At 42.2% G+C, this 13,824-nt stretch carries 9 protein-coding genes; 1 reads left to right on the forward strand and 8 read right to left on the reverse strand.

Annotation, left to right across the window (positions count from 1 at the left end):
- Nucleotides 1-59: 59 nt before the first annotated feature.
- A complete protein-coding gene (locus DWY07_RS00310) occupies nt 60-1,100 on the forward strand; it encodes a LysR family transcriptional regulator (protein ID WP_117821902.1) in 1,041 nt (346 codons plus the stop codon).
- Nucleotides 1,101-1,127: 27 nt separating this feature from the next.
- Here DWY07_RS00310 and DWY07_RS00315 read toward each other — a convergent pair whose 3' ends face one another.
- The 8 genes from DWY07_RS00315 to DWY07_RS00350 form a co-directional block, all read right to left on the reverse strand.
- Nucleotides 1,128-2,828 carry a DUF6541 family protein gene (locus tag DWY07_RS00315; protein ID WP_173783372.1) on the reverse strand — a complete coding sequence of 567 codons (1,701 nt, stop codon included), beginning with the start codon at nt 2,826-2,828 and terminating at the stop codon, nt 1,128-1,130.
- A gap of 198 nt (nt 2,829-3,026) precedes the next feature.
- Nucleotides 3,027-6,782, reverse strand: coding sequence for a phosphoribosylformylglycinamidine synthase (locus DWY07_RS00320; RefSeq protein WP_117807396.1), 3,756 nt, complete (start codon nt 6,780-6,782; stop codon nt 3,027-3,029).
- 169 nt (nt 6,783-6,951) lie between these two features.
- Nucleotides 6,952-7,890: a M14 family metallopeptidase gene (locus DWY07_RS00325; protein WP_117821904.1), complete on the reverse strand. Its 939-nt coding sequence runs from the start codon at nt 7,888-7,890 to the stop codon at nt 6,952-6,954.
- Nucleotides 7,883-8,827: a M14 family metallopeptidase gene (locus tag DWY07_RS00330; protein ID WP_117785519.1), complete on the reverse strand. Its 945-nt coding sequence runs from the start codon at nt 8,825-8,827 to the stop codon at nt 7,883-7,885. Before DWY07_RS00330 ends, DWY07_RS00325 begins: the two co-directional genes overlap by 8 nt.
- A 168-nt stretch (nt 8,828-8,995) precedes the next feature.
- Entirely contained in the window at nt 8,996-9,808 is an 813-nt protein-coding gene (spo0A, locus tag DWY07_RS00335) for a sporulation transcription factor Spo0A (RefSeq protein WP_117821905.1), read from the reverse strand.
- 172 nt (nt 9,809-9,980) lie between these two features.
- Nucleotides 9,981-10,805 (reverse strand): sporulation transcription factor Spo0A, encoded by an 825-nt coding sequence (gene spo0A, locus DWY07_RS00340; RefSeq protein WP_117821906.1) that lies wholly within the window; start codon nt 10,803-10,805, stop codon nt 9,981-9,983.
- 230 nt (nt 10,806-11,035) lie between these two features.
- A complete protein-coding gene (locus DWY07_RS00345; RefSeq protein ID WP_117821907.1) occupies nt 11,036-12,148 on the reverse strand; it encodes a 4-hydroxybutyrate dehydrogenase in 1,113 nt (370 codons plus the stop codon).
- 103 nt (nt 12,149-12,251) lie between these two features.
- Entirely contained in the window at nt 12,252-13,670 is a 1,419-nt protein-coding gene (locus tag DWY07_RS00350; protein ID WP_117821908.1) for a DUF512 domain-containing protein, read from the reverse strand.
- Between the last annotated feature and the right edge of the window lie 154 nt (nt 13,671-13,824).

Below are 13,824 nucleotides of genomic sequence, written 5' to 3' on the forward strand. Positions count from 1 at the left end.
ATTACAATATATAATAGTAATACATTGTATAACTTGTATTTATATATCGGAGGGACGCCATGATCAATAATCTGAATTATTATAATGTGTTTTACATGGTTGCAAAGACTGGCAGCATCAGCCGTGCCGCAAACCAGCTTTATATCAGCCAGCCCGCAGTCAGCAAGGCGATCAGCAATCTGGAAGAAAGCATAGGGATTGCACTCTTTGTCCGCAATTCCAGGGGCGTTGCCCTGACCGAAGAAGGAACGATCCTGTATGACTATATCGAACGTGCTCTGGATAACATTGTAAAGGGAGAAGAAAGTCTGAAAAAATACAACGAACTTGGGATTGGTCATATCCGTATCGGTGTCAGCACCTCTCTCTGCAAGCATATCCTTTTGGACTACTTGAAGCCCTTCATCAAAGATAACCCGAATATCAAGGTCAGCATCGACTGCCACTCTACCAAAAATACGATCCGACTCTTAAAAAATGAAGAAATCGACATCGGTCTGATCTGCGAAACGGAACTACCTAAAAATATCACTTATTCCCATATACGCTCCATCCATGATATTTTCGTGGCAAATAGTGATTATATCGATAATTTTCCATACCGGGAAACAGAAGCCGGTCTGGAAGCAGGCGAAGAAACCGCCGATACACAACCGGAAGCTGCCAGCTATCCGATATTTTCCGGCTCGATCATAGGGAACCTGATCCCGCTTATGAATGTACAGCAGTCCGTTTCGGATTCTGAAGTCCTGACCGAAGATCATATCCGGGATATCTTCCGCCACTCTACACTTATGATGTTAGAGGAGGCAAATGTAACCAGAACCCATGTCGATAACTATCTGAATAAACATTCATTCCACTGTAACCAGCTTCTTGAGATCAATAACATGGATCTCCTGCTTGACTTCGCAGCGATCGGTATGGGAATCGCCAGTGTTGTCCGGGAATTCTCTGAAAGCTACCTGAAGGATGGACGTATCGTAGAAATCCCCCTTCCAACACCTATTCCAAAAAGAAGTGTCGGCTTCGCCTATCTGCAAAACCGACACCAGTCAAAAGCGTTATGTACTTTTTTAGATTATTGTAATATTTCGTGATTTCATCACTTAATGCATTCCACAAAATCAGATGTATTGTGTGTCTGTATTTTCCCGTCCACTTTTATACTTTGTAAGGAACTGGATCACACCAAAAGCAACGATAAGCAACAGACTAAGCAGAGATATCCATTTCGATACTGTCTGCATTGTGGTTTTTCCGTACCAGACACAAATCGTTCCGCTTTTCCCATTCAGTTCCAGTCTGACCAGTCCGGTATCCGGATCTTTGGAAACCGGAAGCAGTTCCTGACTGCCGGCCGGATCGGCTACAGTTGCTTCATATCCTTTGTAGTAATATTTCGGAACAACACAACTGTCATAAGTACCATTTACATCAAAGGAATAGCTTCCATCTGAATGATATTCACCTGTCTCCGTCTTCTCATTCTCTCCATACAACCATATCGTTCCACTGTTATCACTGAACACTGTCTGTCCTCTGTCCGCTTCTGATGGCAGCCATTCACAAAAGCCGATCTCATTTGTATTTGCTGGTGTCTCGATATAGTCATATGAATAATCCATGTGCCGAAGGATCTCCACCTGCCATACGACACTCAGATTAAAGACACCGGCCAATACGCAGAGCACAAAACACAGTTTGCAGTTTTTCTCGGATAAAAGACTGTGTCTGTATAATACATATAACTGGTTTCCGATTCCAAATGCTACAAAAAATTCTGTGAACATATTCAGTCTCCATGGAAACTGCAGACTGATAAGCGGTGTTTTATCTAATAATTTCCATGGGAACAACCGTGTTTCTATGAGTAACAAACCAACTGCAAGGCAAAGGCACAGAATTGCCTTTTTATTTTTTATCTGTGACCGTAGTCCAAGCATTACCAGTAACAGGAAAATACCAAGCTCTGCAAAGGAAACTGACAGTCTTCCACTTACAATACCAAGCATCGTCATCATCTCATCCTGTGTCTCAAATGCCGGATTCGTACTGACATAAAATGTTCCATCCGCAAATTGTTCCAATACCGGAATCCAGTAAAATGCAGTCAGCAGTACACAACCTAAAATCTCAGCCAGCACGCCCAGAATATGCTTTTTATCCCATACCTTTCGGATACGGATCAGCACCCATACCACAGCGATTCCAACACATAACACGAAGCTGATCGTGTGACAGAGCAGCAAACCGGAAAATACCAGACATAACAACCCTTTTCTCCGTTCTTCCCGTTCTGTATAATCATACAATGCCAGAAATACCAGAGGAATGAATGCCATAGCGACAACTTCTCCCATTGCCGACCGTCTGTATATATCTTCCAAATGATAATGTCCCATTGTATACAATACCATCGTAACAAGCCCCACAAAATGACTTTTTCCAATTACTTTTCCTGCCCGGTATGATGTATAACAGGTCAGTAACAGCAACAGGAAAATATATCCCTTCATGGCTCCTGCCGGTGACAGTCCCATAAAACGAAGCAGGATTGCAGGAAGCAGCAGGATATCCGGATAAAAGATTCCTGCTCCATAACCATACCCCTCCAGCAGTTTATCATAAATATATGCAGGGAAACCCTGTCCGGTCTTTATTGCATGATAAACACTTTCTATTCTCAGAATATGAAAAGTCATATCGTCTCCCTGCGGAAGCAGTTTCCCCATACATGGTATCATGCACAGCAGACTGACAACCAGCATTATAACCAGCCATTCCATTCGTTCTCTTCTGTTGTACCCTTTCTCTTTTAAATCCATAGTCCCTGACTCCTTTATATTTATCTCAGAACCCATGAGAAACCTTTTCCCATTTTCCGAATTGCCATAGCACTTGTCAAAATCATCCGCTTATATGGGCTTTGATAAATAATAAAGCCCGCATAATCCTCTCTCAGCCACCAAACGGTTATGCCTCAATCCTATCATGCGGGCTTTTATTTATGATCTATTATTCTCTTACTTGAAGTAATCTACACCACTTTCAAAAATCTTCTGGTTCTGGTCGCCATAGATATTGACTGCAACCGCACGACCGGTACGCTCTGAATGTCCCATCTTACCAAGTACACGACCATCTGGGCTTGTGATACCTTCGATCGCATAGTAAGAACCATTGACATTGTAGTACTCATCCATTGTCGGGTTACCATTCATATCAACATACTGTGTTGCAACCTGACCATTTTCAAACAGCTTCTCGCACCATTCCTTGCTTGCAACAAATCTTCCCTCACCATGTGAGATTGGGATTGTGTATACACCACCAAGTTCAGCTTCCTTTAACCATGGGGACTTGTTTGTTACCACCTTGGTATAAACCATCTTGGACTGATGACGGCCGATGCTGTTGATCGTCAATGTAGGTGAATCATCTGTCTGTGGACGGATCTCACCGTAAGGAACCAGTCCGAGCTTGATCAGTGCCTGGAATCCGTTACAGATACCAAGTGCAAGACCATCTCTCTGCTGTAACAGCTTCATAACCTCATCTGCGATCTTCGCATTACGGAATGCTGTTGCGATGAACTTACCGGAACCATCCGGTTCATCACCTGCGGAGAATCCACCCGGGAACATGATGATCTGTGACTGGCTGATTGCCTTTGTAAATGCATCTACAGAATCACGAATGCCCTGTGCTGTCATGTTGCGGAATACGATCGTCTCAACCTCTGCACCTGCACGTTCAAATGCCTTTGCAGAATCATATTCACAGTTTGTACCCGGGAATACAGGAATGAATACCTTTGGCTTTGCAACCTTATTCTTTGCTGTATATACGGTCTTTGCATCAAAAAGACCGGTCTCGATCTTCTTCTGTTCTACACCTGACTCTGTCGGGAATACCTTCTCCAGTGTCTTTGTCCATGCAGCAAGTGCTTCATCCATTGTAACTGTTACATCACCATAGGTGAATGCTGCACTGTTATTTACAGTACCGATCTTCTTAACCGGAATACCAAGTGTATTTACATTCTCCGGCTTCACTTCAAGGATGATTGAACCATAATCCTTGGAAACCAGTTCTCTCTTTGTAATACAGGTATCAATATCTACACCCAGTTTATTACCAAATGCCATCTTGCTGACAGCTTCGATCATACCACCAAATCCTACAGCGTAAGCAGATTCTACCTTGTCTGCAAGGATTGCCTGATGTAACAGATCGTACATGGCAAGTACATTCTGATATACCGGGATATCATTTTCATCTTTTTCTATATCAAGCTTAACAAGCACATTGCCTGCTTTCTTAAGCTCCGGTGTTACTACGTTCATGTAACTTGCAACATCAACTGCAAAGGAAACCAGTGTCGGAGGAACATCGATATCATTGAAGGTTCCTGACATACTGTCTTTACCCCCGATAGATGGAAGTCCAAGTCCGACCTGAACATCATATGCACCAAGCAGGGCTGCAAATGGCTGACCCCATCTGTATGGATCTGTTCCGAGTCTCTTGAAATACTCCTGGAAGGTCAGACGGATCTTTGAAACATCACCACCAGCTGCTGCGATCTTTGCTGCAGATGTTACAACTGCATATACAGAACCATGATATGGGCTCCAGCTTGACAGATATGGATCAAATCCATAACTCATCATTGTGATCGTATCGGTCTTACCCTTCATAACAGGAAGCTTTGCGATCATTGTCTGTGTCGGTGTAAGCTGATACTTTCCACCATATGGCATCGTTACTGTGCCTGCTCCGATTGAGCTGTCGAACATCTCAACAAGACCCTTCTGTGAACATACATTCAGATCTGATAATGTGTCGATCCATGCTTTCTTTACATCTTCCGGTTCTTTTACAGAATCGAAATAATTATCTGCCTTTGCAGGAATCTCTACCTTAACATCTGTTTCCTGATGTGCGCCGTTTGTATCAAGGAATGCACGGGAGATATTTACGATCTCTTTTCCTCTCCATGTCAGAACCAGTCTTGGTTCTTCTGTTACTTCTGCTACAACAACGGCTTCCAGATTCTCTTCATCCGCATACTTAAGCATCGTATCTACATCTTTTGGATCTACTACGATAGCCATACGCTCCTGAGATTCTGAAATAGCAAGCTCTGTTCCATCCAGACCTGCATATTTCTTTGGAACCTTGTCCAGATCTACAACCAGACCAGGTGCAAGTTCTCCGATCGCTACGGATACACCGCCGGCACCAAAGTCATTACATTTCTTTATGATAGAAGCAACTTCTTCTCTTCTGAACAGTCGCTGGATCTTTCTCTCTGTTGGAGGATTACCCTTCTGTACTTCTGCACCACAGGTCTCAAGAGACTGGCTGTTATGTGCCTTGGATGATCCGGTTGCTCCACCACAACCGTCACGACCGGTACGTCCGCCGAGAAGGATGATCTTATCTCCCGGATCAGAATTCAGACGTTTTACCGCACGTCTTGGAGCTGCACCCATAACTGCTCCGATCTCCATTCTCTTTGCTACATAATCCGGATGATATATTTCATTTACAAGTCCTGTTGCAAGACCGATCTGGTTACCATATGAGCTGTAACCTGCTGCTGCGGTCGTAACGATCTTTCTCTGTGGAAGCTTTCCAGGAAGAGTATCCTTTAAAGACTTTGTAGGATCTGCTGCTCCGGTTACTCGCATAGCCTGATATACATATCCTCTACCTGACAACGGATCACGGATCGCACCACCAAGACAAGTAGCAGCACCACCAAACGGTTCGATCTCAGTTGGGTGGTTATGTGTCTCATTCTTGAAGAATACGAGCCATTCCTCTGTCTCACCGTCTACTTCTACAGGAACGATGATACTGCAGGCATTGATCTCATCGGATACTTCCATATCGTCTAATTTGCCTGCTGCCTTTAACTGCTTCATACCCATAAGGGCTATATCCATCAGACAGATGAACTTATCATCTCTGTCCTTATACATTTCTTTCATCTCTGCCCGGTAAGCATCAAATGTCTTCTCAAGCATATCCTTATAATCACCATCATCAAATTCAACATTTGTAAGCTCTGTTGAGAATGTGGTATGACGGCAATGATCAGACCAGTATGTATCCAGCACACGGATCTCTGTCATAGATGGATCACGCTTCTCTTCACCCTTGAAATACTTCTGGATATGAAGGAAATCCTTAAATGTCATCGCAAGTCCGAGGGAATCATATAACTCCTTTAACTTGTCCTCAGCCATATCCTTAAAACCATCAAAGATAATAACATCGGCCGGTTCATCATACTCGGTAACGAGTGTCTCAGGGATCTCCATACCACAGGCTCTGGAATCTACCGGGTTGATACAGTATTCCATAACTGCTTTTAACTGCTCATCCGTTACATTACCGGATAAAATATATGTTGTGGCTGTCTTTATGATAGGATCTTCATCTTCATTTAAAAGCTTAACACACTGTTCTGCTGAATCTGCTCTCTGATCGAACTGTCCCGGAAGGAACTCAACAGAAAATACCTTATCTGTATCTGCCATTGGAAGATTATCTCCCTCGTAGATCATATCGATCGGTGGCTCTGAAAATACTGTAACCAGTGCTTTTTTGTATGTTTCTTCAGACAGATTCTCAATATCGTAACGAACCAGTACTCTTACATACTCGGCATCGATATTCAGATAGTTCTTGATCTCGTCATGAAGTTCCTTTGCCTTAACTGCATAGTCAGGCTTCTTTTCAACATAAACTCTCTTAACTGTGCTCATAAAAACCTCCATTTTTATCATATGTTTTTTCCCATATTTCGGGAATTCATATTATTACAAGCGTTTCACAACGCCTATGATACCACTTTTGAAATTCATTGAATAGCTTTTTTCAGCTTTTCTTTTTAAATTGTTGCTGTTTACCGAATAAACCTCAAAACAGCCATCTTTAATTGTGCAGTCTGCGGATAAGCTTGAATACCACTGAATTCTGATAGATCATCGGTGCATTCTGCGCATAGAAAATAATTCCATCTGTCGGTGCGTAAATATCGGCTGCGATCTCTCCGGTCATCGGATTTATAACATTTGCAATAACATTTCCCCGAACCACTTCATCTCCCGGACTTACAAACCGCTTTAAAAAACCACCGGATTTATCTGACTTTACAGACAGCAGTTCCTCCTCATCAAGAACAGTCGATATATAACCTGCATGACAGTTGTACCGGATGATTCCCATTCTGGTCAGGAATCGGAGTACCGCTGAAACCGCATGTGCTGCACTCTCACCGTCAATCTTCTCCGTCACACCGGAATACACGGAAAACGCCTCGGTTCCTCCGATCTGCCAGTTATAATTTAAAGTTGCCTTATCATATGCCCTCGGTTCTGCTGTCAGAACATAAGGAAGACCAAACAGATTGGCCAGACTGGTACTCTGCTTTCCCGTCTCCATCATTCTGACATGCGGGATAAATTCTCCATCCATATAAAAGCTTGCAAACTGTATTCCATACGCATAATCTTTTACATGATCCATAACCGCTGCCGCTATCCTGCTGGTCGCCTGTCCTTCCGGATTTCCCGGAAAAGCACGGTTCACATCAGAATTATCAGAGATCCAGTATTTCTTACCGACATTAAAGGAACTGTAATTTAAGGATGGAATCAGCAGTATCTGTTTTCCCGATACGATTGCTCCTCTTGTCTCAAGTTCACTTAATTTTTTTGACAGCAGGGAGCAGATGTATAACTGCTGGAATTCATTTCCGCGCATAGCGCCCATGATACATGCCGCCTTTTCTCCTGTTCCGAAGCTGAAGCCTTTAATGGAATATTCTCCACGATAGGCGGTGTTCATCGTATATATGATCTCTTTACGCATTATTTGTCACACCTCCAAATATTCTGGCAACCAGCGAGCCTTCCTCGATCACCGGATAAGCACGAAGTGAGAATACCACGCCTCTTCTTGGTGACAGGATCGTCTCTTCGACAGAACCGGTCAGTACATTTACGATCTGTCCGATCACATCTCCCTTTTCGACTACGCCTGAGTGCTTTACCTTTGGTATAAAGATACCACTGCTCTCTGCATTCACAAAAGAAACATCCGTATCTCGGGCAATCTTCGGCATATGTGTATTATATGCGCAGCCGTCCCAGATCCCCATATATTCCATCAATGAAAATAATCCTTCAACGATCTGATCCGCATAGTCATAATCGATCATAAGTGCAACACCTGATTCTACGACCATACTCTTTACTCCAATCTCATTTAACGAGTATGCAAGGCTTCCTTCCATAACGGTAGAGGATGGATGCACCCATACAACATCCGTATTCATTCTGGCAGCATACGGAAGAATATCATCGGCAATATCCGAATTCACCCGTACCTGTGGTAATTCTTTCAAATATACGCTGCTGGAATGCAGATCGACGCAGATATCCGAACCTTTAATATCCTGCAGCACAAGTGCCGCCGTATACTCCCCGACCGTTCCTTCTGTAGAACCCGGAAACAATGTGTTCATATCAATATCAAACACGGGAACATCTCTCACCTGTGCTTCTAAGCCCATTGGATTAATAAACGGATATATGTCCACGATTCCTTTTAATTTATCAAAATCCTTTTTGATCCGTCGGATCACCTCATAGCAGATATACTGTCCTGCCACTTCATCTCCATGTACACCGGATACAATACTTAATCTTTTTTCTTTTCCTGTGGCAAAATCGGGAGCCAGACGATTTTTCTTTACCCGCATTACCTCATCGATCAGCATATCTGCTGACGCTACTGTTTCTATCATTTCTTCTTCCTTTACAGCAAAAAACAGAGCCCCCATGGCGCTCTGTTTTGTTTTTTATTTATTAGGATCCCTGTCTTATACGGGATTTCCATCTTTTATTTCAGCACCTTATCTATTATACACGTTTCTCTCATTATACGTCAACAAACAAGGAACTTTTTATACACATCATGCTCTTTTTCGATATTCGATTCGGAGCTTATCTGCGATCAGTGCAATAAATTCTGAATTCGTTGGTTTTCCTTTACCAGCATTCACCGTATATCCAAAAATATCATTGATCACATCGATCTGTCCTCTGCTCCATGCAACCTCGATCGCATGACGAATCGCACGTTCTACGCTGGATGATGTCGTTTTATATTTCTTTGCAATCGTCGGATATAAAAGCTTCGTTATGTAATTCAACATATTGACATCGTTTACTGCCATAATGATTCCTTCACGAATATATTGATAACCCTTTATATTAGCCGGAATTCCTATATCCCTGATAATATCCGTTACATCACTCTCAATATTATTCGCTGCACCAGACAATTCCTCTCTATTCTGGATGCAGATCAGATCTTTTGAGATCTCAGTCTGTACCTCTTTTCTTCTGTTGTAAATCTGATGAATTCTTGCAATGAGCTGCTCAGAATTATATGGTTTCAATACATAAAAAGATGCCCCCAGTTCGAACGCGCACCGTATCAGTCTCTGCGAACCAACCGATGTTACAATGACAAATAATGTATCTGGGCATTCGCCTGATTCCCGGATCTGTTCCATTACCCCTAATCCATCCAGAACCGGAAGACAGATATCTAAAAGTACAACATCTGGCTGATATTTTTTTATTGATTCGATCGCACTCTCCCCATCACTTACCTTATCAAGAACCCTCATCCCTGTTCTTGTGTTCGCTGCTGTAAGCTGACGTGCTATTAATTCACAGTCGCTATCAGCAATAATAATACTGATTTCTTGATTGTTCATTATTCAATCCCCCTTAATCTTTTTTGTTTGAAAAATCGACTGTTTCTAAAGTATATTTGTGATTTCGACAAATGTCAAGAACTTACCAGGTTCACAGAACCCCCTCTGATAAGTGAATTTTTATCCATTTTTCGACATATTTCGTCGTCACCTGATGGAATGCACCATATTTCTAAGAAATACTTTGCAGGGAATACTCCGTTTTCTGAAGCATACTGCGATTATCCAGTCGAATTTTGTCTGCAATCAATGCAATAAATTCCGAATTTGTCGGTTTGCCCTTTCCCGCATGGATCGTATATCCAAATAATTCATTGATCGTATCCATACTGCCTCTGCCCCAGGCAACCTCGATTGCATGACGGATCGCACGTTCCACTCTGGAGGCTGTCGTTCCATATTCCTCTGCAATCGATGGGTACAACTGCTTTGTAATTGAATTCAGGATGTCCATATCGTGAACTGCCATCAGGATCGCACTGCGAAGATACTGATATCCTTTTATATGTGCAGGAACGCCAATCTCATGTATGATATCAGTCACTACGGCTTCCAGCATGGTTCCATCCGAACCTGTTTCCACCAATTTCTGATAATTATCATTTCTTTTAGCCTTCATAACATCCTCAATGATCTCCCGGATCTTTCGTTCATCATATGGCACATCAAGAATTCGCAATACAAGGCGGTCTGCAATCTTATAGTAGATGAAGTCAAGATATTCTTTATGTGTTTTCGATCCACACAGAAGAATCCTTGTATTCTTCAGATTCTTATAGTGCATGATCTCTTCTGTTATCTCCAGGATATCTTTGCCCGGCAAAACCTCATCCATGATCACAACATCCGGTTCCCGTTCCAGAATCTTCTTCACGGCTTCCTGTCCACTGTCACATATCCCCGAAATCTCATACCCCGGAATCGACTTCACGATAGATACAAGCTGTTCCACTTCTCTTTTGTCGCGCTTTACTATCATTATTTTTACATAATTCATAATGTCCCTCCTGCTCTTCTGCCTTGGACAACATTATATCTCTATGATACCTGCTTTGGAATATGCTTCTCTCCGCAAGTTGCGACAGCTTTTCGCCTCTGAGGAACAATTTTGTACCGTCTCGACATTTTACAAGCAAAACTCCGTAGAATTATGTCTGATCTGGGTAATAAAAAGAAGATGATGTTCCATCTTTCTTTTTTTCTATATCCGAAAAGGCTCCGTCCGGATTAAAAGAGTTCTTTATATATCTTGTAAACTCTGTCCCGGTCAAGTTCCACGAAGTTATTCGCCATCAGACGACCCTGATTCGTCATAACGGAATCGGTAAATTCGACAAGATCCTGCTCCGTTACCCCATATTCATGCAATGCTTTCTTTGGAATCAGAATATTTAAAAGATCCTCCAGAGATTCATAGACATTTTCAACATCGCAGCCAAGGATATCTGCAATAAATGCATTTAATTTTGCAATTTCTCCATCCTGCCTGATCTCCATATAATTCTTCATGACTCTGGTAAACATGGCATAGTTCGATTCTCCATGTGCAACATGATAGGTTGCTCCAAGTGGATAGCTTAAGGCATGTACTGCCGCACAGCCAGCATTGCCAAATGCGATTCCGGCGTAGTTTGAAGCTACAAGGAAACGGTCTAACAATGGAATTCTGGCCTCCGGTCCTTTCTCACGGATCTCCATATATCCATGAAGGATCATATCGATCGCCTTATAGCCAAACATACGTGTATATTCATTTCCTTTCGGAGACAAACTGGACTCTACTGCATGGACAAGTGCATCGATCGAACTGGTTGCAAAGAAGCGGAACGGAAGCCCCTTTAACAGCTCCGGTATCAGGACCGCAGAATCTCCATACATCTCATCGACTGCCAGTCCCTTTTTCGTTCCCCTGCTGTTTAATGCAAGGATCGCTATATTTGTTACCTCTGAACCGGTTCCACAGGTAGTTGGGACCAGTACCAGTTCTTTATCTTTTTCTATCGGAAGCTTGCCATCATACAGATCAAGAATCGGGGATACATACTTTAATGCAAACAGCTTTGAAATATCAATTACCGTTCCTCCACCGATTGCTATAATTCTTTTATGTTCACCCTTTATATCCTTATAAATTGCCTCCGCCATATCATCTGAAGGCTCACCTGCACCATATTTTTCCTGAAAGATAACATCACATTCCAGATCCATCTTTCCAAAAAACGGTTCATAGATATATTCATTTGTAATTACCAGATCACCTTTTTCGATATGGAATTCATCAGCAAATTTCTTACATGTGTCATACTTATAAATCGTTGGTTTGAGCATTAACTGTTTCATACGTATCCTCCATTCATTTTCTCTGATATTTCTGTACCAAAATTTTTGCTCACATTGTACCACTATAGAATGAAATTACAATTACCCAAAAAGAGCATCTTTTTTACTCTTCTGTATTATCAAATGCCTGAATATATCCAACGGTTTCATTGTTTCGATCCATCGAATAGGAAGGATCGATGACTGCCTGTATAAAATCTGCACCTCCGGATTCGATCGGTACCACCTTTAAGCCCAACTGCTTCTCTACCTGTGCAACTGTCATATCATCTAAAAATACCTGTTCTCCCATTCGCAGCATATTCGATGGAATGAGCAGCGCTTCTCCCAGATCATCTCCTGCTGCCTGCCGCTCTTTTAACTGGGTCGTCAGATCAATGCCTGTAATCAGTCCGGATACTGTGATTGTTTCTCCAAAGAAGTCATTCCGGATGCAATATACACGGATCGTAAGTCTTGGATATGCCTGCATCAGCCTTGCTGCAAAGTCTACAATCGTACTATATGTCAGTTTTCCGGTTGCCATACAGATCGTACGGCGGAATGTTTCTTTCTGTTCCTGATATTCCGGTGAAGCCAGCAGCTCCTGATAGGCTTCATCAAATTCCTCTAAAAACAATCGCATCATTCCAACGCCATTTTCAAGCTGGATATAACCATCATAGCGTTCTGCTTCCGGAAATTCCCGTCCGGCCGTTATATACCACTCATCACTTGCATGAATAAAATGAAGCGAATACCTTTCATAGAATTTTTTCTGATAACTCTCGATCAGATCGATAACCTGTCCCGCTTCTTCCTTCGTAAATAATTCTAATGGGTACAAACCTTTTCGGAATTTCGTAAGTCCGGCAGGAACAACGGATACACTCCGCATAAATGGCAGATACTTTCCAAGATCCCGGATACTCCGTTCCAACTCTGCCCCGTCATTTACACGCTTGCAGAGAACGATCTGCCCATTCATCTCTACATGCCCTTCAAAAAGACGATCCAGATATTTCAGCCGGTCACCTGCAAAACGATTATGCAACATCTTGCAGCGAAGCTCCGGATTGGTCGTCTGAACCGATATATTGATCGGTGCAAGCTGCATCTTGATGATACGATCCACATCCTCATCTGTCATATTTGTAAGCGTGATATAATTGCCCTGCAAAAAAGACAACCGGGAATCATCATCCTTAAAATAAAGTGTCTCTCTCATCCCCGGCGGCATCTGATCAATAAAACAGAACATGCATTTATTGGTACAGGAACGATAATCGCTCATAAGACCGTTTTCAAACTCCATCCCAAGATCATCATCATAATCCTTCTCGATCTCAAGCAGCCATTCTTCTCCATATGATTTACGGATCAACACCTCTATATATTCATCTTTGATCATATAACGATAATCAAATACATCTTTTATTTCTTTATCGTTGATTGCAAGCAGATAATCACCCGGTTCTATTTCCATCTCTTCTGCAATGGAGCCCGGATAGACTACCGTAATTAAATGTTCTATTTTCTTCACAGTTATTCCTCATCATTTTCTAATGTATCTTCCCCATTATACCATTGCAAAATAAAAAAGAAAGATGATAAATATGCAAAAACGATGCTTTTTTGAGAATTTTTGTATGCTTCTATGGCGTATCCTTCTGTACATAAACAAAAGACAAAGGAGC

The organism is Clostridium sp. AF23-6LB (genome assembly GCF_003461085.1).
GTDB classification, from domain to species: Bacteria; Bacillota; Clostridia; order Lachnospirales; family Lachnospiraceae; genus Coprococcus; species Coprococcus ammoniilyticus.

What these genes read in the sequence shown, in the direction of transcription:
- DWY07_RS00310 (WP_117821902.1), top strand. Translation starts at nt 60, where the DNA reads ATGATCAATAATCTGAATTATTATAATGTGTTTTACATGGTTGCAAAG.
- DWY07_RS00315 (WP_173783372.1), bottom strand. Translation starts at nt 2,828, where the DNA reads ATGGATTTAAAAGAGAAAGGGTACAACAGAAGAGAACGAATGGAATGG.
- DWY07_RS00320 (WP_117807396.1), bottom strand. Translation starts at nt 6,782, where the DNA reads ATGAGCACAGTTAAGAGAGTTTATGTTGAAAAGAAGCCTGACTATGCA.
- DWY07_RS00325 (WP_117821904.1), bottom strand. Translation starts at nt 7,890, where the DNA reads ATGCGTAAAGAGATCATATATACGATGAACACCGCCTATCGTGGAGAA.
- DWY07_RS00330 (WP_117785519.1), bottom strand. Translation starts at nt 8,827, where the DNA reads ATGATAGAAACAGTAGCGTCAGCAGATATGCTGATCGATGAGGTAATG.
- spo0A (WP_117821905.1), bottom strand. Translation starts at nt 9,808, where the DNA reads ATGAACAATCAAGAAATCAGTATTATTATTGCTGATAGCGACTGTGAA.
- spo0A (WP_117821906.1), bottom strand. Translation starts at nt 10,805, where the DNA reads ATGAATTATGTAAAAATAATGATAGTAAAGCGCGACAAAAGAGAAGTG.
- DWY07_RS00345 (WP_117821907.1), bottom strand. Translation starts at nt 12,148, where the DNA reads ATGAAACAGTTAATGCTCAAACCAACGATTTATAAGTATGACACATGT.